General features: G+C 31.0%; 24 protein-coding genes. 3 read left to right on the top strand and 21 right to left on the bottom strand.

From position 1 onward, the window contains the following. Positions 1 to 27: 27 nt before the first annotated feature. The 5 genes from ACNH59_RS02440 to ACNH59_RS02460 all read right to left on the bottom strand — a co-directional run bounded on the left by ACNH59_RS02440 (position 28) and on the right by ACNH59_RS02460 (position 5,864). A complete protein-coding gene (locus ACNH59_RS02440) occupies positions 28 to 1,107 on the bottom strand; it encodes a glycosyltransferase family 4 protein (RefSeq protein WP_418263865.1) in 1,080 nt (359 codons plus the stop codon). Next, positions 1,098 to 2,507, bottom strand: coding sequence for a hypothetical protein (locus tag ACNH59_RS02445; RefSeq protein ID WP_418263866.1), 1,410 nt, complete (start codon positions 2,505 to 2,507; stop codon positions 1,098 to 1,100). The genes ACNH59_RS02440 and ACNH59_RS02445 overlap by 10 nt, the downstream gene beginning before the upstream one ends. Before the next feature lie 64 nt (positions 2,508 to 2,571). Then, positions 2,572 to 3,696: a UDP-N-acetylglucosamine 2-epimerase gene (gene neuC / locus ACNH59_RS02450; protein WP_418263867.1), complete on the bottom strand. Its 1,125-nt coding sequence runs from the start codon at positions 3,694 to 3,696 to the stop codon at positions 2,572 to 2,574. 389 nt (positions 3,697 to 4,085) lie between these two features. Next, positions 4,086 to 5,126, bottom strand: coding sequence for an N-acetylneuraminate synthase family protein (locus tag ACNH59_RS02455; RefSeq protein ID WP_418263868.1), 1,041 nt, complete (start codon positions 5,124 to 5,126; stop codon positions 4,086 to 4,088). Positions 5,127 to 5,180: 54 nt separating this feature from the next. Then, positions 5,181 to 5,864 carry a cytidylyltransferase domain-containing protein gene (locus tag ACNH59_RS02460; RefSeq protein WP_418263869.1) on the bottom strand — a complete coding sequence of 228 codons (684 nt, stop codon included), beginning with the start codon at positions 5,862 to 5,864 and terminating at the stop codon, positions 5,181 to 5,183. Positions 5,865 to 6,025: 161 nt separating this feature from the next. Between ACNH59_RS02460 and ACNH59_RS02465 the strand changes: the two genes are divergently transcribed. After that, on the top strand, positions 6,026 to 6,718 hold the full coding sequence (locus ACNH59_RS02465; protein WP_418263870.1) for a class I SAM-dependent methyltransferase: 693 nt from the start codon (positions 6,026 to 6,028) through the stop codon (positions 6,716 to 6,718). Between the two features lie 5 nt (positions 6,719 to 6,723). Here the strand turns inward: ACNH59_RS02465 and ACNH59_RS02470 are convergent, their stop codons facing one another. The 16 genes from ACNH59_RS02470 to ACNH59_RS02545 all read right to left on the bottom strand — a co-directional run bounded on the left by ACNH59_RS02470 (position 6,724) and on the right by ACNH59_RS02545 (position 22,788). Then, entirely contained in the window at positions 6,724 to 7,611 is an 888-nt protein-coding gene (locus tag ACNH59_RS02470) for a glycosyltransferase family 2 protein (protein WP_418263871.1), read from the bottom strand. A gap of 7 nt (positions 7,612 to 7,618) precedes the next feature. Beyond that, positions 7,619 to 8,623, bottom strand: a complete 1,005-nt coding sequence (locus ACNH59_RS02475; RefSeq protein WP_418263872.1) for a glycosyltransferase family 2 protein — start codon at positions 8,621 to 8,623, stop codon at positions 7,619 to 7,621. Between the two features lie 62 nt (positions 8,624 to 8,685). After that, positions 8,686 to 9,675, bottom strand: a complete 990-nt coding sequence (locus tag ACNH59_RS02480) for a glycosyltransferase family A protein (RefSeq protein WP_418263873.1) — start codon at positions 9,673 to 9,675, stop codon at positions 8,686 to 8,688. A gap of 12 nt (positions 9,676 to 9,687) precedes the next feature. Next, positions 9,688 to 10,842 carry a glycosyltransferase family 4 protein gene (locus ACNH59_RS02485; RefSeq protein ID WP_418263874.1) on the bottom strand — a complete coding sequence of 385 codons (1,155 nt, stop codon included), beginning with the start codon at positions 10,840 to 10,842 and terminating at the stop codon, positions 9,688 to 9,690. A 138-nt stretch (positions 10,843 to 10,980) separates the two neighbouring features. Continuing rightward, positions 10,981 to 12,102: a glycoside hydrolase family 99-like domain-containing protein gene (locus tag ACNH59_RS02490; protein WP_418263875.1), complete on the bottom strand. Its 1,122-nt coding sequence runs from the start codon at positions 12,100 to 12,102 to the stop codon at positions 10,981 to 10,983. Next, on the bottom strand, positions 12,095 to 12,973 hold the full coding sequence (locus tag ACNH59_RS02495) for a glycosyltransferase family 2 protein (RefSeq protein ID WP_418263876.1): 879 nt from the start codon (positions 12,971 to 12,973) through the stop codon (positions 12,095 to 12,097). Before ACNH59_RS02495 ends, ACNH59_RS02490 begins: the two co-directional genes overlap by 8 nt. Next, positions 12,963 to 13,874, bottom strand: coding sequence for a glycosyltransferase (locus ACNH59_RS02500; RefSeq protein WP_418263877.1), 912 nt, complete (start codon positions 13,872 to 13,874; stop codon positions 12,963 to 12,965). Before ACNH59_RS02500 ends, ACNH59_RS02495 begins: the two co-directional genes overlap by 11 nt. 1 nt (position 13,875) lies before the next feature. Beyond that, positions 13,876 to 14,715, bottom strand: a complete 840-nt coding sequence (locus ACNH59_RS02505; protein ID WP_418263878.1) for a hypothetical protein — start codon at positions 14,713 to 14,715, stop codon at positions 13,876 to 13,878. A 21-nt stretch (positions 14,716 to 14,736) separates the two neighbouring features. Continuing rightward, positions 14,737 to 15,948, bottom strand: a complete 1,212-nt coding sequence (locus tag ACNH59_RS02510; RefSeq protein ID WP_418263879.1) for a glycosyltransferase family 4 protein — start codon at positions 15,946 to 15,948, stop codon at positions 14,737 to 14,739. Beyond that, entirely contained in the window at positions 15,945 to 16,895 is a 951-nt protein-coding gene (locus ACNH59_RS02515) for a glycosyltransferase family 2 protein (protein ID WP_418263880.1), read from the bottom strand. The genes ACNH59_RS02510 and ACNH59_RS02515 overlap by 4 nt, the downstream gene beginning before the upstream one ends. 139 nt (positions 16,896 to 17,034) lie before the next feature. Next, complete coding sequence (locus ACNH59_RS02520) at positions 17,035 to 17,793, bottom strand: TylF/MycF/NovP-related O-methyltransferase (RefSeq protein ID WP_418263881.1); 759 nt, start codon at positions 17,791 to 17,793, stop codon at positions 17,035 to 17,037. 102 nt (positions 17,794 to 17,895) lie between these two features. Next, the gene (locus ACNH59_RS02525; RefSeq protein ID WP_418263882.1) at positions 17,896 to 18,441 is read right to left on the bottom strand and encodes a methyltransferase domain-containing protein; all 546 of its coding nucleotides are present in this window, start codon (positions 18,439 to 18,441) and stop codon (positions 17,896 to 17,898) included. Next, positions 18,438 to 19,706, bottom strand: coding sequence for an ATP-grasp domain-containing protein (locus ACNH59_RS02530; RefSeq protein WP_418263883.1), 1,269 nt, complete (start codon positions 19,704 to 19,706; stop codon positions 18,438 to 18,440). Before ACNH59_RS02530 ends, ACNH59_RS02525 begins: the two co-directional genes overlap by 4 nt. Continuing rightward, positions 19,699 to 20,772 carry a DegT/DnrJ/EryC1/StrS family aminotransferase gene (locus tag ACNH59_RS02535; protein WP_418263884.1) on the bottom strand — a complete coding sequence of 358 codons (1,074 nt, stop codon included), beginning with the start codon at positions 20,770 to 20,772 and terminating at the stop codon, positions 19,699 to 19,701. The genes ACNH59_RS02530 and ACNH59_RS02535 overlap by 8 nt, the downstream gene beginning before the upstream one ends. Then, positions 20,765 to 21,949 carry an ABC transporter ATP-binding protein gene (locus tag ACNH59_RS02540; RefSeq protein ID WP_418263885.1) on the bottom strand — a complete coding sequence of 395 codons (1,185 nt, stop codon included), beginning with the start codon at positions 21,947 to 21,949 and terminating at the stop codon, positions 20,765 to 20,767. Before ACNH59_RS02540 ends, ACNH59_RS02535 begins: the two co-directional genes overlap by 8 nt. Further along, positions 21,949 to 22,788 carry an ABC transporter permease gene (locus ACNH59_RS02545; RefSeq protein ID WP_418263886.1) on the bottom strand — a complete coding sequence of 280 codons (840 nt, stop codon included), beginning with the start codon at positions 22,786 to 22,788 and terminating at the stop codon, positions 21,949 to 21,951. The genes ACNH59_RS02540 and ACNH59_RS02545 overlap by 1 nt, the downstream gene beginning before the upstream one ends. A 504-nt stretch (positions 22,789 to 23,292) precedes the next feature. Between ACNH59_RS02545 and ACNH59_RS02550 the strand changes: the two genes are divergently transcribed. Continuing rightward, the gene (locus ACNH59_RS02550; RefSeq protein WP_418263887.1) at positions 23,293 to 24,066 is read left to right on the top strand and encodes a hypothetical protein; all 774 of its coding nucleotides are present in this window, start codon (positions 23,293 to 23,295) and stop codon (positions 24,064 to 24,066) included. Positions 24,067 to 24,238: 172 nt separating this feature from the next. After that, on the top strand, positions 24,239 to 24,979 hold the full coding sequence (locus ACNH59_RS02555; RefSeq protein WP_418264868.1) for a tyrosine-protein phosphatase: 741 nt from the start codon (positions 24,239 to 24,241) through the stop codon (positions 24,977 to 24,979). The last annotated feature ends 31 nt before the right edge of the window (positions 24,980 to 25,010 follow it).

Raw genomic sequence — 25,010 nt, forward strand, 5'->3', positions numbered from 1 at the left:
ACTAATTTGAAAGTTTAAAAATATAATTTATTTATTCGATAACAAGGCAAAATGATTTTCAATCATTGCGGTTAATGAAATGTTTTGTGAAAGATTAGCTATCGAGGATTTATCAATTTGAGACTTGCTTGTCAAAATATTTTGTAAAATTTTAGACAATCCTGCTACATCCGCTTCCTTAAACAAAAAACCATTTTCATTTTCCAAAACTAAACCTAATACATTCCCTTGATTTATAGTCGTTATGACAGGCACTCCACTTAATAAACTTTCGACTACCGAATAGCAAAAAGTTTCCCCATGAGAAGGATGAATCAAATAATCATATTTACAATAGATTTCGTGAAGGTTTGAAACACTTCCTTTAAAAACAATTTTATGCTGAAGTGAAAACTCATGAATCATTTTTTTAAGTTCTCCTTCATAATATCCTTTTCCATAAATATCAATGACAAAATTATAGTCTTTGAAATTTTTGAGAGCTAAAATTAAATCTTGAATCCCTTTTTCTTTTCTTAAATGTGAAACTACGATGAATTTATTATTAGAAGTAAAATCTTCTTTAAGCAAATATTTATCTACATCCAGACCATTCCAAACAACCGTTATTTTTTTCTTAAGTTGGCTTCCAAAATCTTTTAGTAAAGCCTGTTTGGAATATTCTGATACCCCTACAAAGACATCTATATATTTTGAATAAAGAATTCCTTTAATTCTTTTTTCCAATTTCTTCTTGAATGGATAGCCCTTTAGCGGTCGTGGGTTATGATCTACTGCAATTATCTTGGCCTTAGTACGTTTCTTTATTTTATAAAAAAAAGGAGTGCTTAATTCTAAAAAATGCGTAATGACATGGCTGTATTCGGTTCCGTTCTCATAACAAAAATGTAAAAAATAATTCTCAATAGATTGTTCTTTACTTTCATAGATAGTTAAGCTCGTGTAGCTCCCATGGGTTGCATAATTTGGAAAGAACCAATCCACCTGATAGCCTTCTAACTTAGATTTGGCATCAAACCCCCAAAAAAAATGATCCATCCCTCCCACGCGATCTGGAAGTAATTCATAATTACATAGCACCGCAATTCTATTGTTTTTTATAGCCATTTTTGAAGTGTTTCTGCAATTCTTTTTCCTGTTCCAACAAGCGGTTTACTGAGTTGTAATTGTACCAATTGTTTTCTGTTTTCAGAATCTAAATTAGAATTGTCTAAATATAAATTTATTGCTGTAATTAGTTCCTCAGCATTTTTTACAATCTTAGTTGCCTTAGTATCCACCACATTCATAATATGGGCATACTTCAAAAAACGTTGGTCATCATACAGTCCGTTTTTAGAATGTCCAAAAACGGTATTAATTACAGGTTTGTCAAATTGCATAAAATCCAAACTCATGGTCGAAAGCATATTGATATTTATATCTGAATACTCAAGCAAACTTCTTAAATCGATAATATCTTCAGTCGTAGGGATTCGTTGCGACCATGCTTCTTGGTGTCCCTGTCTCGACAAAATCCATTTTGGAAAATTCCATTTGATGAAAGGAAATTTTTCCGCAAAGGCTGAAAACCGAACAGGATCTTCAGCAGGTGATGTTCTAACTATAAAATTCACATTTTTTATTTTTTCCTCAACAATGGCAGTGGCTATAGTTTCGATATACAATTCATCATTCTTACTGGTTGATATATCTCCACAGCTGAAACAAATGGTCTTTTGACTAGAATTTACATCAAATTTTGAATAAAAATGCGCTCTAGTGGTTTTATACCTTTCTAATACATAGGGTTCAAATTGAGGAGTCCCCACAACCTCAATATTTGAGGCTTTTATTGATGAATAAAATTGTAACAATTCGCTTTTCATCAATTCACTCCAAACTAAATAATAATCAAAATCCGAAGCCATTCTTCCTTTGGATGCCAAATTATCCCACGAAAAAATAAAAGAAGCTGTCTTTATTTTTAATTGCTTGCCTTGATATACTAATGGCGCAATAAATGGAGGACGCTGGTGTGTAAAAAAGAGCAAGTCGAATTTTTCCTTTAAAACCAATTCTTTATACTGCTGAGTAATGCTGTGTTTTTTAAAACTTAGTTGTTGCAATGCTTCAAAACGCTGAATCCACTTTTCTGAATGCAACCCATAGGTTAGTTTAAATAAAAACCGTGTGGCATATCCTCGTGAAGTTTTAGACTGTGTATCATTAATTCTTAAACTATCTTGAATACCAAAATTATTATTTTTATGTTTTTGAAGGTGAGCGAGTTCTTTGGCTTTTCTAAAAAACCAGGTAGGAAACTTTTCCTCAAACACAGCTAACTCAATGACTCTGTTTTTTGACAAGAAGCCACTATACACCTCTTTAGGCAAGCAGGAAAGAATTACAACCTCATCAAATATTTTATCTGCTTCTGCTAAAAAATCACTTAAAACAAAATTCCTAAAGCCAACACCATCGGTGATTACTATGCCTAATTTTTTATTTTTTTTTGTATTCGTCATCCCTAAACTGTTTATACCCTTTTCAACCCTTTCAGAGTTTAAAACTCTGAAAGGGTTAAAACAATTAACTATCCCTAAATTGTTTTTGATGATTAATTTCCCAAATAGTAGTCGTTTCTAATGCTTTTAGGAATAACTCGGTACTATTTCCGTTACCAAATTCATAATTCACCTGTTGTAATTGATGAGAAGCGATACTCTTTAAGGCTTTTAAAATGGTCTCTTTACGATAATCCACATGAATAATATCAGCACCAAAAGCCCTATTTTGTTGCCTTGTACCAATATTAATTATAGGTATTCCATAATAGGGAGCTTCACGGATTCCGGCGCTGCTGTTCCCCACAATAAATTGACTGTTTTTCAATAGCGTAAGGAAGTATTCAAATCGTATGGATGGAAAAACTCTAAAACGACTATTGTTTTTTAATTGTTGATAATTGGCAATAATGTACTGACTCCCTAAATCGTTATTGGGGTAAACTACGATATAATTATGTTCATCTTGCTGCAGAGCTGCAACAAAATCCTCAACATATTGTTTCATCTCATCAACCTCTGTGGTCACAGGATGAAACATAACAATGGCATAGTCGTCAAAAGGGATATCATAATAAGTCTTGACCGTATTGATATGGGGCAAATGTTCAGAAAACATAATATCAATATCTGGAGAACCAATAATAAAAATGGACGATTCCATTTCCCCCATTTGAATCAATCTTTTTTGGGCTTCTTTATTAGACACAAAATGAACATGACTTAATTTTGAAACACTATGTCGAATCAGTTCATCAACAGTTCCAGATAATTCACCACCCTCGATATGAGCTACTAAAATATTATTCAACGACCCTACAATGGCTCCCGCCAATGTCTCCACTCGATCTCCATGCACTACAATCATATCGGGATGAATTGACTTTGTATAAGCCGATAATCCTTCGATGGTTTTGGCCAAAGTCAAGTCCATAGTAGTCTCATGAGTATGGTTCTCAAAAGTATATAGGTTCTTAAACTGACATCTTTCAATTTCAATTAAAGTATAACCGTATTCTTCTTGCAAATGCATTCCTGTCACAAAAACAAAAACCTCGAAATCTTGATGAGCATCTAGGGCAGCAATTAATGATTTTATTTTCCCAAAATCAGCTCGTGTACCCGTAAGAAATAGAATTTTTTTTGGCATTATATAAATTGATATCACCCCATTGGGCGAAATTATCTAGATTCACTTAAAAAATGGTAATTATAACCTGTAGGGTGTAATTATTTTTTTGATGATGATTTTTCGTCAATTCAAGTGAATTTTCAGAAAATGCGAATAGCTTTTTCTGAAAATTTGTATCGAGAACAAGAAAAATAGCAGCAAAAACGGTTCTCGATACACGTCACTTCGAGTGCGAAGCGTATCGAGAAGTTTTGTTCCGTTTCTTTCCACAAAAAAGACTCGAACTAACGTTTTTAATAATTCCTCCTACTGCTTACAAATATAGTTTATTTGTTCATTAATAAACCTATTACTGCTCTACTAGCTATAGAACCGAATCTGTAGAAATCCCTATAATAATTGTTTGATTATTCAAAATCAGAAAAATCCAATTGTTCATCATTTTCAATATCCCTTCGTGCGACTTTCCCAATTAATTCATTGAAATTTTCAGCTAAAATTTTACCTGTTCCGGGTCGTTTCACCCAAATGTTATTTTTCGATAATTTTTCTCCTTTTGCAATTGGGGCAATAGAACAAACTGTGGCAAAAGCAAAATCAATAGTTACTTGTTCTTCTTGAGCCGGTTCTTTATTCCCTCCACGCATTTGCCATATTTCATTTGACGATTGCTTCAATTCGGCACAAGTCTTTTCGTCCATACTACAAACAATGTCGGGCCCCGTTCGTTGCATATGATCGGTAAAATGTCGCTCCAAAATACTGGCTCCCAACGCAACCGCCCCTAAACAAGCATTATTATTTAGTGTATGATCTGATAATCCAAAAACTTTAGTTGGAAAAAACTGATGCATTTGCATCATGGCTCCCAAACGTACTAAGTGTACTGGAGTGGGATACAAATTAGTGGTATGTAATAAAGCCACTGGAACCTTATGTTTATCAAAAATTGCCACAGCTTTTTGAATACTCTCAATGGTATTCATTCCTGTACTTAATATAATTGGCTTCCCAAAAGAAGCAATATGTTCTAATAGTGGATAATTATTGCATTCTCCCGAGCCAATTTTATAAGCAGGAATATTGAATTTCCTTAACCGATTAGCAGCGGCACGAGAAAACGGAGTAGATATAAAAATCATTCCTTTGGATTCCACATACAATTTTAATTCTAATTCTTCGGCTTCATTCAATGCACATCGTTCCATGATTTCATATATAGAAACCTCAGCATTTCCTGGAATGACCTTTTTAGCGGCACCACTCATCTCATCTGCTACAATATGGGTTTGATGTTTTACCATTTCCACTCCCGAACGATGAGCTGCATCAACCATTTCTTTAGCAACCTGTAATGATCCTTCGTGATTGATACCAATTTCGGCTATGACCAACGGTGGATAATCCGCACCTATTTTCCTTCCTGCTATTTCTATATATGGATTCATTCTTGTTTTTTATTTTTTATTTAATCAAACTGAGCTTAGCCTGCCCAGAGTCTATCAAAGGGTCGAAATCCTGTCGAAATTCTCCCTCCCTAACACATACTGCGCATAGTCAAAATCTTCTTGCGTATCAATATCGATGCTTGCAAAAATATGATTTACCTCCAAAGGAAAAGCCCTTTTTGTGATAATCTCATTTTCTAAAATAGCTTTAGACTTTGTAATATACAACAAACCGTTTTCCGAATAAAGTAATTCTAAATCCTGACTTCGTTGCCCGATTTCATAATTAAACGGGATGAATTGGTTATTTACAATTCGTCCTAATTTCTGATGACACCTACTAACGGTAAACAAACTATCTCGGTCTTCTTTTTGATAAATTTCAAAAGCTTCTTGAAGTAAGTTTTTTGGGCGCAACGGATTCGTAGGTTGCAACAAAATAACATTTTCAATTTCACCCTCCAAGCTTTCCAAAACATGTTTCAATGCTGAGACAGTGGGCTCGTTATCTCCTGACAAAGATGCTGGACGGTCAATGACATGTACACCATATTCTAAAGCAATCTTTTTAATTTGTTCATCATCAGTAGAAACATAGACCGTATCAATAATAGTATTGTTTTCCTGAGCATACAAAATACTATGGGCAATCAAAGGAATTCCTCCCAAAAGTTTGCTGTTTTTCCCGTGTAGTCTTTTGGAACCAGCTCGGGCAGGGATAATGCAAATATTTTTCATTAGCTGTCTTATTTGACCTTGAAATTGATTTTTAAGAATCAAATCTAATTAATTTAAAAAATTATTGACCCATTATTATCTTTAATTTCGAACTCATTTTATTTATTCAAAAGTATAAATCCTGTGGTTTAGCATAAAATAATGAAAAAAAAATTGTAATTATGCTTTATATTTTAACGATCATGGGGCTTAAAGGCAAAGTAAATTTCATTAAGAAAACATTTAATTACACTCTAAAAGTATTTTACACGTATATAGTTTTTAAATCAAAATATAATATTAAAAGGGGATACATCCATAAAACTTCATATAATTATTTTGACGACACTGCCAATACGGATACTTGGCAGCTAGAAGTATATACTAAAGCCAAAGAATATGCAGAAAGAGAAAACTTAAAATCTATTATTGATTTTGGTTGCGGTTCTGCTTATAAATTAAATAAATACTTTAGCGAATATCAAACTACTGGAATTGATGTTTCACCCACTTACGAATTTTTAAAAGAAACATACCCTAATGGTCATTGGTTAAAATTTGGTGACTTTGACTTAAATATGTTATCAGCTGATATCGTAATTTGCTCGGATGTAATTGAGCATGTGTTAGATCCTGACGATTTATTAAATAATCTAAAAAAGATAAAAAACGTAAAATATATTTTCATTAGTACTCCTGACAGGAATATAATCCCAACTGAAAAATTTGGACCACCATATAATCCTTGTCATATTCGAGAATGGACTTTTGAAGAATTAGAAAACTATTTATCCTCTCATTTTGACATTATTGAACATTTGATTACCAATAGAAAACAGTGGACGCAATTAGCAATCGTTAAAAACAAAGAATAATTTTTTCAATACGTTATTGATTGCAATTGTTTCATCTTAAAAATTATTGTTTCTGCTACAGGTTTTCTATATTTTAAAAGCTGGGGCATATCGATAATAACCTCAAAAATCACTTTAAAGAACAATTTAAAACAAACAACATCAGTTAGGGCATATTTTTTAAAATTATGCCAATACAGTTTCATTATTTTAAATACAGGATTTTTATAATAGACCATATAATAACTGGTCGTATTCTTTAATTGTCTTTCAAATCTAAAATGATTTTTCCCAGAACGTTTACGAGCCTCTTTATCTACACGATGATTTACTTTGATTGTATTAGAAAACAAAATAGCATAGCCTTTACTCATAACTTCAATAGAAACACAGGATTCCTCTCCATAAATATCCATCCAAACTGGAAAACCATTGGTCAACTGATACACCTCTTTCCTGATAGCAAAACCACATCCTATAAACTCCTTAGTTAAGTATTCAACTCTAGTATCTGAAGCTACATTTGCTAAGGCTACCTCATCTGAACTAAAGACCCCTTTTATTTCTTCAAAAGCAATAACCCCTACAGCAGGATTTTCATTAAACAATATTAAAACTCTTTCAACAAAATCAGAATACAATGGATGTGCATCATCGTCTAAACCTATTAAAACAGCCCCCTTTGCTTCTTTATATAAAAGATTTCGAGCTGGTGATGCTCCCAAACTTTTTTTAGAAGCATGCCAATCTACCCAATGAAATTGCGCAGTTAAAAGAGTAGAACCATCCGTACAACCATCTAAAAAAACCAGTACTTCTTGTGTTGTAAAATCAATTATTTTTTCAAGTATAGTCAAGGTTTTTTCGAGTTCCGTTTTTCTGTTTTTAGATACTATGAGTATTGATGCTTGCATATAAACTTTATCTAATAATACTTTTGATTAGTTTCAACTTATTTACAAATCTTACTTCTCTAATAATTGTCCACCAAATTACGGGATTACTTCTACTAACCTGAGAACGTTTCCAATAATTTAATAATTTTCTAGCCAATAAATAACTAAAAATCTTTTTTTCCTCTGAAACCAAATCAGTCTGTCTTTTAACTTTATTAAATGATTGAATTAAGATGGTACAGTTTTTCAAAAATTCCTCTTTTGAAAGCTTTTCTTCACTATAATAAAAATCAAAAATTTGAGTCGGCGACAAGTTAACATCAAAAAAACTCCAATAATTCGAAATTATATTTGATCGTTCTTGAAAATGCCTCACCTTATTAAGGGGGGAATGGTGATTGCTATATGGAAGAATACGGCACTTTATTAAAAATTCTGGTAAATTAACGATGCTACCCAATTTTACAATTCGAGTCCAAAATTCCCAATCTTCGCAAGTTGTGATTTTTTCATCGTATCTTAAATTATTTTCTAGCAAAAAATTGGCTCGAAACATAATTGATTGATGATTAAATGTAGCACCAAACAACAAATAATGTTTTATGTATTCATGACTTACAGGATATTTCCAGGCAGAACTAGGCTCTTGACTTATGTCTTTAAGCCAATAGCCCTGAGTGCCGCAAAGTACGGTTGCTGGATGTTGTTCTAAATAATCCAACTGTTTTTGAAACCGTTCAGGATAAGACCAATCATCAGCATCCATCCGCGCAATATACTCATAATGAGGTAAGAGTTCGTCCAGCCCTCTATTTAAGGTTTTAGAAATGCCTAGATTTTCAACATTCTTTCGATAATACAGCCGCACATCGGTATATTCTGCTATAATGCTAGCTGTTGCATCCGTTGAGCAATCATCATACACATACAAATCAAAATCAGCAAAAGTTTGATTCAAAATCGAATCAATACTTTCTTTAATGTAAGGAGCCGCATTAAAAGTGGGCAACAAAACTGCTAATTTTTTCATTTAAGGATAATTAAAGTACAATCTATTACTAAATTTATTCAGTAATAAAACACCAAGCCTAATTAATGGTATGGATTTTTAATGATACATAAGGCAAAAAATTTCTTTATTATCATTTTTTTTAAGTTATACCATTTGAATTTGTATTTTGAATTAAACAAATCCGAAGAAGGAGTAACAATTCTTTCATAAATATGATTTTCTTTCTTTAGATTATCAAGCTGAACATCATTCATCCAACTTTCTAAATGATTCCCGATATGAAAAGCATAATTATTAAATGTAGATAACCTAAGCTTCCCTGCCATATCGATTGGAATGTCAACATAATTATGTTCAGAATCATTTCCTACTAAAGTAAAAGAAGGATTTGAAGGGGTCGTAGTAAACAGAATATCCCTATCAATTGTTAACACCTGATGAGCACTCCCAATTACTGCTTTAATTCCTTTCTTCTCAACTACTGGCCATTTTTCGTCTTCATTTTTCTCAATTCCCCAATTAATACTTTCTAAAAACCTATTGTAATCTTTGTAATTCTCAACAATAGGGATAAAACTAAATTTCAATCTTCTAAATACTATTTCCTTCAAAACAGAACTAGTCGATGCGTACAATCCTTTCCTAATAGGAATAGGAGACACTGATCCAACATTTGGAAAGGCTGAAAAAATTTCTTCTACCTTTTCTTGCCACCCTTTTACAAATAGAATATCAGAATCAGCAAGTGTAATCTGCTTTTCTCTAGCACCTCGTGCAGCCCCAATTAGCGCATCTATTTTTCCAATATTAGTATTATGAGAAATTAAGGTATCAATCTTTTTTTCTGCTAGATACAGTTGTAAAAAATTTGACACTCTTTCATGAGAACCATTATTAACAATAGTTATCGCTGCATAGGAATTTATTGTACAAATAAGTGAATCTAAACTTAGTTTAAAAACATCAAAAGAATCTTTATAAAATCCTTCTTCATTGGGGATATAAACCACAACAATAATTCTGTGCTTTGTAGATGGTTCAATTTTCCTTTCCTGCTTTTGAGGATTCATTCCTACTCTCATTTATTCTAAAATTTTATTTACTAGATCTATATATTTTTTTCTTACTATATTTTGAGAATACTTTTTTCTATAGTTCTCCTTTAAATTTAAAGATATGGTTCTCACTTGAGATATATTAAGGGATTTAACTTTAAAAAAAACCTCTTTAAAAGATTCAAAATCATCATAATTATAAAAATAATCATTTAACGTATTTTCAAGTCTTTCTTGCATTGCACCAACTTTAGTTGAAATAATAATTTTTCCAGCACACATTGATTCAATTCCTACTAAAGGTCCTGATTCTTCGGATGAACCTATAATTAAACAATCAATTGTTTGAAATAAATTTGAAATATCACTACTTTTTACAAATCCTATAAAAATGATGTTTAAATAGTCTTTGTATTTATCCTCCAATTGTTTCTTTAAAACACCATCACCTGCAATATATAAGATGTCACTTTTAGAAGAAACTTTCAAAAAATAACCAATGACTTGTTCTATCCCTTTTTCAGTTGAAAGTCTACTAAGTATCAAAAACTTTTTTATTTCACTTTCTGAAAATGGAATTGATAATAAATTGTACTCTTCAAATGCACTTTGGTCGATAATTTCATAAAACTTCGTATCAGCAAGTTTATTTGCATTGCTCATTGAATGATGTACATAACAATCAACATCTTTTATAAAACTAAAATTCGAACCTTTAATTTCCCCAGTAGTTCTAAACAACACTTTTTTATTGTTCTCTCTCGATATTCTAATAATCTCGTTCATTAAATTTGAAGAAAGTTGAGCACAAATAAAAATAAGGTCATATTCTGTCACTAATTTTCTTAGTATACGAATTCTCTTTTCATTATAACCAAAATATTTTTTTGCCAATGAATTATTAGCAAAATTACTTATCACTTCACCTTTTCGATAATTCTTTAGATAACTAATTATTGATAGCAACTTTATAATTAAAAAACAATCACATAATAAATTATTTAACGAAAAAGACTTTTGATTTTTATTGAATTTAAACAATTGAGATTTAGTAGTAAAAGTACCACTTGAGCACACATCTACTTCATATTTAATTGCTAAAGTTTCAGCGATAAATCCTACTTCTAATTCCCTCCCTCCATAATCACCAATAGGTCCAAAAACTAATATTCTTTTTTTCATCCTCTATATTTAATTTAACCTAAAGCACTATATAATACCTCTATAGAAATAAAACCATTAAAATCCTCTCATAAATTTAATTCTGAATATATTATCATTCAAATAATTAATAAAGAACATAGTGAACATTTGAATTAATTACAAACCTGCCTTGACCTTTTTAACTATTTCAAGACGTTGAAATCCAAATTTTTGATCTGGCTCAAGGTGATTTCCTTCTCCCCATTCATTCCAAGATTTAAGAATAATAAATTGGGGATTTGTTTTATTTTTTTTTAATTCATTTACAGCCCGCGTTAAATGATTTTGCCAAGCTTGAGGTAATGCATTTTTAAAAATTAGCGATTTTTTTCCACTTCGAGCAGAATTATCCCAGTTTGGGAATACACAACTTATATATTTCTTATGTGGGAACCTTACATTTAACTTCTCAACACCTTTAGCGTAATCTAATATCAACGGTTTTAACCTCTTACCCACTCCATTAGTATAACCTACAATCGTATAAATCTTATTTTCAATACGTCCCAAAATAGATTGTCTATCAAAATATGTCTTTTGATTATAACGAATATCATTAAATATATCTACTCCTACAACACCATAAACACTTTCATTTTCAAGAACATTCATTGAAGAAACATTACCCGTCGCCACAAAATAAACCCCTTCAAAGCCACATTCTATAGCCATTTCATTAAAGACATTTATAAATAATTTTAAATCAGGTATATCATCAAGTCTAAATACATGAAACATTGGTTTATTATCAACTTTAATATATCTTTCATCTTTAAAAAAAGGGGTTAAATAATTAAAATAATCCCTATAACCTTGTTCTCCTTGATAGGTTTGGCGCATTAAAACATCTGGATTGTCCAATCCATGCCAAATTCCTTTCCATGTTTCATTTGCCCAACAAAAACAAAATGGTATATCAATCTTTTTATTTTTCAACATGGATTCAGCTGGTCTTTCTAACAACATTTTCCCATTACCAAACCAATACTGATAGTAAATAAAACCATCGACTCCATACTCTTTCGCAAGCTCAGCTTGTTGTATCTGTACCTCTGGAACTCTTAAATCATAAAAACCTAAATCAGCAGGTAGAATAGGCTGATAATGTCCTTTAAATAAAGGTTTTGCTTTAGTCACATTAGTCCATTCCGTAAAACCTTTACCCCACCAATTATCATTTTCAGGAATGGGATGAAATTGTGGAAGGTAGTATGCTAAAAATTGTATTCGACTAGACATTCTTTTTAACTATTTTTTGTTTTAAAATCAATAAAATTGGCGGAATAAACAACTTAAGAAACTTCTTAAGATTAAATTTATCTTTTCCTAATAGAATAATTAATTTATCATTACATATATTAGTCATTTTAATATCATTTAGTGATTCAAAAAAACTAATATTTGCTTCACAAGCTTTAACAAACCCTTTATTCATTAATTCTACATCAGAACACATTGAACTATTGTGAATTCTATAGCCAACTAATGATTCTTTTACAATAGAGATACCCTTTGAAAAATAAAAAATTTTAACCCAAAAAGCCCAGTCTTCATGATTAGGTAGAGACTCGTCAAATAATATTGTTGTGTTTTGTTCTAATAATTCTCTTTTAAATAGTATACAATGACACGGAATAGATATTCCCCTTTCCCATTTTAAAACAATATCATATTTATAGTTATTTAAATCAAGAAAAGGGCTCATGTATCTTCCTCTATGAAAAGCACCTGTTTTTTGATTAAATGGAAAATAATCGCAAATGACCAAATCCGTATTATCATTCCCAAAACATTTCAATTGATATTCAAATTTATATTTATTTAGATAATCATCCGCATCCAGAAACTGAATATAATCCCCTGTAGTAACCCTTAGTCCTGAATTTCTCGCACTACTTAAACCTCCATTCTCTTTTTTTATATAAGAAAAACGATTGTCTATGCTAATCCATTTTTGCACAATTTCTTCAGTTATATCTGTACTACCATCATTTACCACAATACATTCCCAATAAGAATAGGTTTGTTGATAAATGGACTCAAGTGCTTCATTTAAGTAATGAGCTTGATTATAGCAGGGAACAATTACAGATATTTTCTTAATGCTCATGTCTTTTTAACATTGTATTTAAAAATCTTTTTATGAATTTTTTAAATAAATAAACATCAAAATATTTAATATAAAAAAACAACAAATACAGCCATTCTTCCAAATTGATATCTCTGATATTTATAATTTCATTCTCATATCTTCTCATTAAATGATCTCTTTGATGTTTATCATACTTTTCTAATTTATTAGAAACTAAAAATCTGTAAAATTTAATTTGAGATAATGATTTATCATATATATTATCCGTTTTACCCGAAATATTTAATGACGAAATCCGAACAAAAACGGTACACTCATTAATTGTAAATATTGGTTTTTCATCTGAAAAATCCAACCAAGCACGGTCGTCACTATTCCAAGCCAAAGGATAATCACAAAAGCCATACTTAATAAATGATTTTCTAGAAAAGATATATTCCGACAACGAACTTCTTGTTATATTTTGATACTTTCTATAAAAAGAATCAGTTGCCATTTCCCATACTGGATGCTCAAATAAATTAGAAATAGTATTATCTTCTTCAAAAACAAGTTTCGAAGAAAATCTAACTACCTGAGATTTATTGCTAAATAAATCATGATTTTCATACCAAGAAGCTACACAATTTTCACCTAAAAAATCATCATCTCCTAATATCATTAACCACTCTTCATCTCTTGATAAATCAATACAACGATTCCATTGTTGCACTAATGAAATTCCTCCCAAATTAGATTCAAATCGTTGATAAACTAGATCTAGTTGGTCAATGTATTTTGCTATAAGCTCCGAAGGATTTTCTGGACTAGCATCATCACCGATATACACCTTAAACCGTTTATCTATTTGATTGGCTAAAGACTGTAAAGTTTCCTCAAAAAATGTTTTCTTATAATAGGGAATAATTATGGCAAGCATATCACTTATTTATTTTGAAAAGATTTTTAATTTTTCTTTTAGCTCTTTTCCAGTACTGTAAGTATGTTTTCTTTTGAAAAATATATATTGAATTAATTTGTAAATGATATTTAGGTATTAAAAACCAAAATATATTTTTCCTAAACAAATATTGATTTGTAATATTTTGTGATATATCATTCCTATTCCCATAATCTCCCAAATTATTTTTTTGAATGTAAACTCTTTCTAACCATTTTTTATTAGGTATTATATTATATAATGCATTTATCACTCTGTAATCTGAAGCTTTCCATTGATCCCACTTTATGTGATTTTTATATTTTGAATGAAAAATAAAACATGTAGTATCAATATTCCCTATTTCAATTTTTCTCGATATAAAATGTGTATGTTTAGGCAAAACATTACCATTAGGATATCGCATCTGCCAGATAAATAGTGTTTCCTCATTTGTTTTTTTTATTTCTGACACAATTTCAGCAATCACTTTATTATGCAATAAATGATCATCGTCATCCAAAAACATAATCCACCCATCTTCAACATTGTTTAGTAGCTCATTACAATATAGATTATAAGGAGCATGTAAATACCCCTCTGGATTTACTAACACTTCACCTTTATATTGCTCTACTTTAATCTTAACAACACCTGTACAATCAAGATACACAATATCTTCCTCATTATCATAACTGACATAATGCTTTATTTTTTTATAAGTTTGTTTTTCAATTGATTGCCTACAATTATAAAAACCTATTGGCCTATTAGAAGTTCTTGTTAGAATATTAACTAATATTTCTTTTTTTGATTTTTTATTTCTAATAAGTTGTAACATAATTGTAATTATGATTGAAAATTAAGAATATAAATCTAAATATTTTGTTGTAAGCATACTAATATCATATTTTTCTTTTATATGCTGTCTCGCTATACTCCCCATATATAATCTCTTTTCAACATTATTCATTAAAAATTCAATCTGATTTGCCATCTCATGATAATCTCTATTATTTACGGTAATTCCAGTTTCACCTTCAATAATTGTCTCTACAAATCCACCCGATTTAAAACCGATAATTGGAAGTCCCATAGCTTGTGCTTCTAAAGAAACCACCCCAAAAGCTTCACTTCTTTCAAATTTATCGTTAGTAGAAGTCATTAAAAACAACTGGTTCTCAGACAATAATTTTTTAATCTCTAATTGGCTACCTATTCCATAAAAGTGAATAAATTTTTCTAAGTTCAATTTCACAACCAATTTTTTCAAACTTTCCAATTCATCACCTGTACCGACCAAGGTATAATCTATTTTATATCCCTTATCTATAAGAAGTTTTATTGCATTAATACCATAAGACTGACCTTTAAGTTCTGTCAATCTGCCTACCGTTATTACTTTAAAAAAATTACTTTCTTTTTTATTATCACCATTAGCATCAAAAAAACTAGTATCTATCCCTATAGGAATTATTTTGATTTTTTCATTAGTAAATCCTTTAGCAAGCAACTTCTTTTTGAGATATAACGAATTTACAGTTACACATTCGACATAATTATGGAAGTCATTTTTCAATACATCCAACCGCTCTGATGTTGGCAAAAAATGGGCATCAAATCCGTGAAATGTTACTACTATTTTTGATTTTAAAAAACCTATTTTTTTTAATTCAAACAAAGGCTCAATCGCACTTGCAAAGTGAACATGAAAAGCTTTTGCTTTTCTATATTTTAAATAATAGTTCAAGGTAAAAATATAATCCAATGACTTTTTCTTTTTATATAAACTATATCTAATAAAATAATAACATAAAACTGGATTACACAGTAAAAATAGTGCCTTTATATTTCGTTCCTTTTTCAAGTCAGGATGTATCATTACAGAAACCTTATCCATTAATTTATAGTTTTGGACTAGTTCCTGCTGAGACGTATTTGTTTTTGAATTGATTGTATCAACAATAATTTTTATTATATGCCCTTTTTTTATAGTTTCAATAATATTAGAAACGATAAAAGTTTCAGACACATTAGGAAATGAATGTGTTTTAAAAACAATAAGACTTTTCATTTTAAGAACAATTTCATTTTTTGTTTTGACTTTGTATATATATTTCTACACAAATACAATAACCCATCTTTTAAGATAATACTTTTATTTTCTTTTAGAAAAAACAGTATCAAATTAAAAATAGCTGGTCTAAATTTAGATTTTTGCACAAGAACTTTAAAATACTCATTCTGAAAATTATAATATTTCAGCCTTAAAGCATTAATGTTATTGTTCTTACAATAAAGTTCTTTATAACACAAAGTTCCTATTTTAAGAGTATTTAAGTAATCAATTGAAGAATGAATCCCGCCATCATGAAGCCTATATATTGCACCAAAAAAATTTAAGCAAGTTCCTTTACCATTTTTCAATAATTCAGTAAAAAGGTGAACATCTCTAAAATATTTGTAATTATGAACAACATCACTATCAAACATTTCTTTCCTAAAGACTAACGTTTGAGTTCCAACATGCCAGCCTTTTGCAAATATTTCAAAATCGAATTCGACATTTAAATCTTTCTCTTCAAAATACCCTGTATTTGAATCTTCAGTAATAGTATTAGTGTTTTGTTGTAAAGTCTTAAATCTTGTAAAACACAGTGAATAATCCTTATTAGCTACCAAAAAATCCACTTGCTTTTGAAGTTTCAAAGGATCAGTCCAGTAATCATCACCTTCGCAAAGAGCAATATATTTACCTTGACATTGCTGTAATGCGAAAATAAAATTAGGCATCATACCAATATTCTTCTCATGCTTTATATACTTAATCCAAGCACCTCTAGGATAATTTTCAATAATAGAAGTTACAATTTCACCAGTTGAATCAGGTGAACAATCATCGGCAATAATTAATTCAATATCAAAATCACATTCCTGCATGAGAACTCCTTCTACGGCCTGTTGAATAAACTTTTCATGACCATAAGTTATCATTATAATACTAACTAATGAACTACTCATACAACCGATTGTTATTTTTTTTCTGCTTAATCACTCTTACAAAAAACATTTGTTATAAAATGAAAAATATTACTTACAAGAAGAGAATATTAATGAATCATTTTAGGTTCCTATTGCATTAATTTGATAATCAACAAACCTATATTTTTACAAATATACCATGACCATTTATATTGTGGATAAAAACAGAATTATCTAATTTTAATTCATTAACTAATTTTGTAATGCCTTCACATCCCCAAAAACCATAATCATCAAAAATCACTACCCCACCTTTAACTATAATTGGCCAAATATTAAAAAAAATATCTTTAGCGGAAGAATACGTATCCACATCTATATGACATATTTTTAGAGCAACATTATTCAAATTTAATAATTCAAAATTTATCTCGTCAGGGAAAACACCCTCTAAAATTTGTGTGTTTTTAAGTGCTAATTCTTTAACTAATAATTTTACAATTTGAATATTTGTATCTGAATGTTCTCCACCTTTGTAAACTGGATCCATTTCAGAAGCTTTAACAACTCCTTTAAAAGTATCTGCTAAATAAACTTTACCATCGGAAAACAATTCTGAAGCTTTTGCCAAAATACAGCCTGAACCTCCTTTCCAAACTCCAACTTCAAGAATATCCCCTTTTAAATGATTATTTTTTTTGACATAATTCCATAATTCATAACAACGATAAATATCAACCAATGTATTATTTTTACTTATTTCATATGTCTCCAAGAATTGCTTATCATCATACCATGGTGAATATGTCGAATATGGTACTATATTTTGATGAGAAATATTTTCCTCATTATTTGAAAGTTTAAAACTTCTTATCGTACTAATATTGTTTTTATAAAAATCAACCGTTTGCTGAAGAAAATCATTTCTATATTTCATATTTTATTTGAATTATACAAGTAGGAAACTAAATAAAACCAACAGTCACTTACTTTAATATTTGTAAATTACTCTAAAACCACACAAAATTGAGTATATAAACTAAACCTTTTTTTTAGCTATTAAAGTATAATGAATGGGCATCAAATCTCTACTCTGTGTTTCTAAAGCTCTTAATTCACATATTTCAAACGAAATAAAAAGTGCCCTTAAACCGTGTTCGGTAAATCTCCAACAATCTGGTAATGGACCATGTATTCTAAAATTAAAAGGCACTGATACACATACAATCCCGTTAGGCTTTAAAATTCTTTTAATTTCTTTTACAGCGTCAAAAGGATTTAATGTATGCTCCAAAACCTCTGTACATATAACCACATCAAATAAATTATTTGGAATTATATTTGAATTATTTTGGCATAAATCAGCAATATAATTTGCATTAGAATTTTCGTCTATATCTAAGGTACGTATTGTAGTTCTTTTAAAAAATTCTTTTGCGCCATTATGATCTTGAGGTGCAACATCTAATAGTAAATAATTATCATGGTCAAATTTTTCCGCACATTTTTTTATAAAATTTGTAACATTTTCCCTTAATAAGGATAAATGTAAGATATCTTGATCGCTTACCTTAATTTCTTTCATAATACTAGAACTTGTTCAACACTAAAAACCTGAATTTTTAATTTATCTAAAACATCTTTTCTTTCTTGAAACGAATCATCTATAAAAATAGCGTCCGTATGCTTAATATATTCAAATTTATTATCTTCTTTCTCTAGATGAATAATACTATCAAACAATTTATCAATCTTATACTTAACCAATGTCTCTGTTAAATTGTATTGATGTTTTGTAATCAGATGAATTTGTTTTCCTTCGTTTATAAATTTATAAAGGGTAGCTACTAAATTATAATTAATTTTATTTGCTACAATTATTGTATCATCTAAATCAACATACACATGATTGAATTCAATAGATATTTTAAAGATATTATTTAAAGCTCTGTCCATTTCTACTTCAAAATCATTTTCTAATATAGAAACAGGTAATTCAAAAGCATTAAACAAAGATAAGGCTGCAAAATTAATCCCTTTAGCTCTATAAACGGCAGAAGAACCACCTAATCGTGAAGCAATCTCCAACAAAACTAATTCTCCTTGTTTGTTCTCTTTTAGTTGAAAAAACCAAGCTCCATTGAGTTCTAAAGTTGTATTTATTATTAGGGCAATAGAATGAAATCTTTCATCTAAAGCCATCGTTTTTGTATGAACACTTATCCCATTAGCTATCCGACTTCTTTCTCTGGCTCCAGCAAATAACAGTTCTCCTTTAAAATTGGTAAAACAATCAATGGTAAATTCTTTTCCTGGTAAATATTCTAAAATTAATGTAGAAGAGTGTTTAACAATCTGATTATGGACTTCATTAGAGTTATACGCTTTTAACACACCTCTTGATCCATAGCCAACATCGGGTTTTAAAAAAACAGGATAGGTTTTTATCGATTCAATTGTTTTAAAAACTTCAGGAACTTGAATTAAACTTTTGAACTTCTCATAGGTTTTAGATTTGGACAAACAAATCGAAGTTGTATCAATATCGGAGGAAATTACCTTGCAACCTAATTCCTCCTCATTCATTTTCAATTTATGGAGAGCTAAATCCATCGCTGGATAAATGGCATCAATGTTATATTCAACTACTATTTTTTTTAACGATTCAATAAACAAATCATCTGTTACAAAAGGGATATTACCAATATACTGTTCAAAGACGAATTTTCCATGATCATCAATACTATTCCCTCCTATCATATTAAAATGAATAGAATGTTCTAATGACTTATATATTTCCAAAGCAACTTCTGAACCACATGGAAATACTAAAATATTTTTTTTACTCATTAGTATTAATAATATTTACAATTTTTTCAGTATCGGAAATACTTAAAACATGCGAAAGCGGCAAACACAATATCCTACTAGCAATATTTTCTGAAATAGGCATTGATTGTCCCTTAGTATATTCAATCGTATTCAAAGCAGGATAAAAATACCTCCTGGGAATTATTCCGTTTTCCTTCAATCTTTTTTCTACTTCTAAAAGTTGGTTTTCACTTTCAAAAATAACGGGATAGTAACTATAATTCCAGCTCGTATTTTCTCTTATTTTTAATGTTTGAAGTTTGGATAAATCCAGATGCTGATTATAATAATCAATTACTTTTTTTCTTTCTTCCAAAATAAATTCCATATATGGTAATACCGCTAATCCCATTGCGGCTTGCAATTCGGACATTTTTGCATTTATCCCTAAACCATGAAAAGCCAAAGGACCATTGTGACCAAAATTATGACTATAGAACATTTTATCTATTAAAGATTCATCGTTGGCAAACATAGCTCCCCCTTCACCTGTATGAAATAATTTTGTGGCGTGAAAACTGCAACTGCAGATATCTCCATAATTAAAAATAGATTGCCCCTTATAATGCACCCCAAAAGAATGGGCTCCGTCATAAATTACTTTAAGATGGTATTTTTTGGCGATTGCTTCAATTGCTTCCACATCACAAGGATTACCAAATACATGTGTGGCTAATATAGCTGTTGTTTTTTCTGTAATAGCAGCTTCTATTTTGGTTTCGTCGATAGTGAGGTATTCAGGATGTATATCTACAAACACTGGGGTACAATGTTCCCAGACAATGGCGGCCGTTGTGGCCACATACGAAAAGGGAGTTGTGATGATCTCTCCTTGATTACCTAGTAACTTTAATGCGATTTGCAAAGGAGTTGTGCCATTGTTAGTCGCAATCAAATGAGGAACTCCTAAATGTGCCTTTAACTTATCTTCCAATTCCAAAACTAATTCTCCGCGATTAGTCAACCATTGGTTATTCCAAGCGCGTTGCACCTGAAGCTGGTATTCTTCGATGGGCGGTAAGAAAGTTCGAGTTACATTAGTCATTTTGTTTGTCTTTAAATTGCCATTGGGCGTCTAAATGAAAGGGTACCCACATCTCAGTTTCACTCTCCACTTGAAAGCTATCGACATTGTTAATACGCAATATAGGTGATTTATTTTCAAAATGATTAACCGACAAATCATAGGTATAAATCCCTTTTGCCAATAAAACATTTGGTAGCTTAATCATCACTTTCATTTTTTTACTCAGCCAATCTACCTCTTGTTTCTCATTTAATATTCCCGCTATGGGTCTTTGTTCTTTATCTCTAAATTCTAAATAAACAAGTGGAACTTTAGCAAAAGACGCTTTAAAAGACAATTCCAATTCAATATGTAAATCATCCCCTCTTTTAATGGATTTAGTTGTCTTATGGTTTAATAATGTTACTGTTCCATCATCAAACATAATATTGAGTTCGTTGGAATTAAATTTCCCATAATAAGCATCAATCCCTTTAGGAACATTCTTTCCTTGATACTCAACTACACCATTTTGCATTAAAATGATTTGACTAGAAACTCTAGCTACCATTGGCATACTATGAGATACAAAAATTACGGCAGTATTCGGGAGTAAAGAATCAATTTGTTTAAAGCATTTCAATACAAATCCCAAATCCCCCACTGCCAAAACTTCATCAATAATCAAAACATCAGGTTGCATTTGCGCAGCTATGGCAAACCCCAGACGTACTTTCATACCAGAACTGTAATTCTGTACCGGCATATCTATAAACTCTTCTATCTCAGAAAAGGCGATAATAGCCTCAAACTTTTCTTCAATTTCCTTTTTTGAGAAACCAATGACCGCTGCATTATTATAAATATTTTCTCTTCCACTAAGGATAGGATTAAATCCAGCACCTAATTCAATCAATGCACCCACTTTCCCTTTGATAGTAATAGTACCTTCATCAGGTAAAATCAATCCATTAAGCATTTTTAATAAAGTACTTTTACCTGCACCATTATGCCCAATAAGCCCTAAACACTCCCCTCTTCTTACTTCAAAACTGATATCCTTAACGGCCCAAAACTCATCTTCACGCAAAGTCTTATGCTGTTCTTTTCTGGAAATCCCTCTAATTAAGTCGAGCACTCCATAATAAAGACTTTTCTTTAAGTTCTTCGCAAATTTTTTAGAAACGTTTTCTACTTTGATTAACACTTCTCCCATTAGGCACTCATTCTTTCAGTAATAATCGGAATCGAAACTCGATAAACTACCATTGCTATTAGACTCAAAAAAAAAGTCACTAAAACTAGTACTCCCCAAAACATCCAATGTGCTATTGGCATTCCTGTTAATGAATTTCGGATATCCATTAGTAGATAGGTCAAAGGATTGAAATACATTACTTTTTGCATTAATCCACTTTTAGGAACGGCATACAATACAGGACTAACATACATTAAAAGTTGTAACCCAATAGGAATTAGTTTGCTGATATCATTGTATAATACTCCTAATGGCATCAGCAACACCCCAATACTAGTAAATAATAGAATCATTACAATCAAAAAAGGAACAAACAGCCATATGGTTTGCGATGGTAATATTTGAAAATAAATTAAAAAGAAAAGAATCAAACTCAACTTAATGGTCAAATTAAAAAACAATTTAATAAAACCTAAACTGATTAATGCTTCTTTTTCAAAATTAATCTTTGTTAATATACTTCTGTTACTATTTACTGTCGTCATTGGCATATTCAAACATTCTCCAAAAATGGACCAAATAGTCGTGCCAATAAGAACAAAAACGGGATAAGGAATTCCTGTATCACTTAGATTAATCACACCCGTTCCTTGCAAAAACACCCAAACAAGTGCATTCATTACCACTGGTAAAAGCACCCAGAAGATGCCCAAAACAGATTGCCGGTGTTGTGATTTTATATCTCTTTTTGCCAACTGTCTAGCCAAGTAGAAAGAAGACTTAAAGCCTTTAATACTCTCTAAAAGTATTTGACGAATGTTATATTTTGTATTATTTGAATAAATTCTTGTTTCCAATGGAAAGTTTATTTAAGTAAAAGCAATATCCTGAGTAGTAATATCTCTCCCGTAAATTTACAATTATCCATTTTGTCCAACCTAATAAAACCGACCAGTAACACAAAAAAAAGTTTTCAGGGTATAAGATGGGTAAAATTCAGATAAACTTAGCCATAGCAGTGAAAGAAAGCATTGGTGAATGGATGAATGGCTTGAAGGTAACACAGTAGTATGGTAAACGAAATAGCGACAAAGTGACGAGGGGTTAATCGGTTAATTGTCAAAAAACGAAAGAGTTCACCGATTAAACTTTTAAACAACTAATCAGTTACCCCCTTAAACTCCTAAACCTTTAACCATTTAAACCCTAACCAATTAACCCCTTAACCACTTAAACTCCTAAACCTTTAAACCCTAACCGATTAACCGATTAAACCCATAAACAATTAAACCCTTAAACATTTAACCCTTAACCGATTAACCATTTAATATAAATTCTTATTTTTACTACAAAAAACTATTATGGCAAAAGTTATCGCTCCATTCAAAATTAAAGGAACATTAGATGACCTCAATTATGTAGTCACTGCAGACGGAAACAATTATGTTCGCACCAAAGGTAAAACGGGAGTCACTGCAGAACAATTTAAAAACAACCCTATTTTTGATCGTATAAGAAACCAATCGCAAGAATTCAAACACTGTGTCAATAAATCAAAAACCTTTAGGGCATTAGCGCTTCGTTTCAACAACCTAGCAAAAGACGGTAGCTTTGCAGGTAGAGTCAACAAACTTCTGTTAGAAATCCTTGATGAAGACCCATCAGAACCCAAAGGGCAACGAACACTAACTAACGGTTTAAAAACCTTTGATGGTAAAGAAGCTTTGTTAGGTTTTGAAAGCAACAAACTCAGACCTTTAGACAAAGTCCTGGCTATAAAACCAATTGCAATTCCAGAAAAACAAACCATTAACATCCCTGACTTCCATCCAGAAACTGATATCGACTGGCCTGAAAACGCAAATGAGCTAAGAATGGCAATGGCAACCGTCAATTGGAATTATGAAAACGATCTTTTTGAAAGTTGTTATAGTGACGAAATCTGTCTAACTAAAGAGTCCCCAAAACAAACGCTACAATTAACTACGGATAAACCCGTTAATCATCAACTCCATCTATACTTCCTATGCATCTATTTTGCAACCAAAGACAGAAAAAAAATCAAAATCCTCCACCGCAAATACAACAGCTGCACAATTATCAACTACCAAACCCCTGAACCAATCACCCCCTAAACAACTAACCCTTTAACCTTTTAACCCTTAAACAACTAACCAATTAACCTTTTAACCGATTAACCTTTTAACCAATTAACCAATCACCCTGTTCTCAACAAATAAACGATTAAACAGTGAACCAATTAACCAAATTGTATTTACTTTGCAAACTAATTTAAAATACAGTAACGTGCTCTTCTTTTCAAAGAAAAAACCACTCTTAAAGGATTTAATTCCGGACAATCATATCGATATTCATTCGCATCTACTACCAGGTATTGATGATGGCGCCCGAAATTTTGAGGAAACCTTATCCATGACTCGGGCCTTGCAAAGCTTTGGAATCACACAGTTCATCACCACCCCACATATTATTCAGCATGTATGGGACAATACCCACGAACAAATCCAAAACAACAGAAACAGCACCCTACTGGAATTGCAAAAAAACAATATCCAAATCCCTTTCAAAGCGGCGGCAGAATATTTAATGGACGACCAGTTTGTGAAACTTTTCGAGTCTCATGATTTATTGACATTGAAAGACAATTACGTCTTAGTGGAAATGTCCTATATCAATGCTCCAATTCAATTGTACTCGATACTTTTTGACCTCCAAGTAGCGGGTTATATCCCTGTACTCGCTCATCCAGAACGTTATTTGTTTTACCACAAAAATCCAAGCGAATTCGAAAAACTTAAAAAAGCGGGTTGTAAATTCCAATTGAACCTATTGGCAGTAACGGGTTATTATGGAAAAGAAGTAACCCTCATTGCCGAAGAAATACTAAAAAAAGGCCTTTATGATTTTGTAGGTTCAGATGCCCATCACAAAAACCATATCGCTGCCTTTGAACAAAAAGTAAAAATTAAAGATACTGCTCCTTTAAAAGAAATTATTGCTAACAACCAAATTTTCAAATTGGACTAAGTTTCAATTAATAATCCCTAAGCAGGCCTAT

The organism is Flavobacterium faecale (genome assembly GCF_048320115.1).
Lineage (GTDB): Bacteria > Bacteroidota > Bacteroidia > Flavobacteriales > Flavobacteriaceae > Flavobacterium > Flavobacterium faecale_A.

Bases quoted from the DNA above. Each gene is read 5' to 3' on its own strand.
- ACNH59_RS02440 (WP_418263865.1), bottom strand. From the start codon at position 1,107: ATGGCTATAAAAAACAATAGAATTGCGGTGCTATGTAATTATGAATTA.
- ACNH59_RS02445 (WP_418263866.1), bottom strand. From the start codon at position 2,507: ATGACGAATACAAAAAAAAATAAAAAATTAGGCATAGTAATCACCGAT.
- neuC (WP_418263867.1), bottom strand. From the start codon at position 3,696: ATGCCAAAAAAAATTCTATTTCTTACGGGTACACGAGCTGATTTTGGG.
- ACNH59_RS02455 (WP_418263868.1), bottom strand. From the start codon at position 5,126: ATGAATCCATATATAGAAATAGCAGGAAGGAAAATAGGTGCGGATTAT.
- ACNH59_RS02460 (WP_418263869.1), bottom strand. From the start codon at position 5,864: ATGAAAAATATTTGCATTATCCCTGCCCGAGCTGGTTCCAAAAGACTA.
- ACNH59_RS02465 (WP_418263870.1), top strand. From the start codon at position 6,026: ATGCTTTATATTTTAACGATCATGGGGCTTAAAGGCAAAGTAAATTTC.
- ACNH59_RS02470 (WP_418263871.1), bottom strand. From the start codon at position 7,611: ATGCAAGCATCAATACTCATAGTATCTAAAAACAGAAAAACGGAACTC.
- ACNH59_RS02475 (WP_418263872.1), bottom strand. From the start codon at position 8,623: ATGAAAAAATTAGCAGTTTTGTTGCCCACTTTTAATGCGGCTCCTTAC.
- ACNH59_RS02480 (WP_418263873.1), bottom strand. From the start codon at position 9,675: ATGAATCCTCAAAAGCAGGAAAGGAAAATTGAACCATCTACAAAGCAC.
- ACNH59_RS02485 (WP_418263874.1), bottom strand. From the start codon at position 10,842: ATGAAAAAAAGAATATTAGTTTTTGGACCTATTGGTGATTATGGAGGG.
- ACNH59_RS02490 (WP_418263875.1), bottom strand. From the start codon at position 12,102: ATGTCTAGTCGAATACAATTTTTAGCATACTACCTTCCACAATTTCAT.
- ACNH59_RS02495 (WP_418263876.1), bottom strand. From the start codon at position 12,973: ATGAGCATTAAGAAAATATCTGTAATTGTTCCCTGCTATAATCAAGCT.
- ACNH59_RS02500 (WP_418263877.1), bottom strand. From the start codon at position 13,874: ATGCTTGCCATAATTATTCCCTATTATAAGAAAACATTTTTTGAGGAA.
- ACNH59_RS02505 (WP_418263878.1), bottom strand. From the start codon at position 14,715: ATGTTACAACTTATTAGAAATAAAAAATCAAAAAAAGAAATATTAGTT.
- ACNH59_RS02510 (WP_418263879.1), bottom strand. From the start codon at position 15,948: ATGAAAAGTCTTATTGTTTTTAAAACACATTCATTTCCTAATGTGTCT.
- ACNH59_RS02515 (WP_418263880.1), bottom strand. From the start codon at position 16,895: ATGAGTAGTTCATTAGTTAGTATTATAATGATAACTTATGGTCATGAA.
- ACNH59_RS02520 (WP_418263881.1), bottom strand. From the start codon at position 17,793: ATGAAATATAGAAATGATTTTCTTCAGCAAACGGTTGATTTTTATAAA.
- ACNH59_RS02525 (WP_418263882.1), bottom strand. From the start codon at position 18,441: ATGAAAGAAATTAAGGTAAGCGATCAAGATATCTTACATTTATCCTTA.
- ACNH59_RS02530 (WP_418263883.1), bottom strand. From the start codon at position 19,706: ATGAGTAAAAAAAATATTTTAGTATTTCCATGTGGTTCAGAAGTTGCT.
- ACNH59_RS02535 (WP_418263884.1), bottom strand. From the start codon at position 20,772: ATGACTAATGTAACTCGAACTTTCTTACCGCCCATCGAAGAATACCAG.
- ACNH59_RS02540 (WP_418263885.1), bottom strand. From the start codon at position 21,949: ATGGGAGAAGTGTTAATCAAAGTAGAAAACGTTTCTAAAAAATTTGCG.
- ACNH59_RS02550 (WP_418263887.1), top strand. From the start codon at position 23,293: ATGGCAAAAGTTATCGCTCCATTCAAAATTAAAGGAACATTAGATGAC.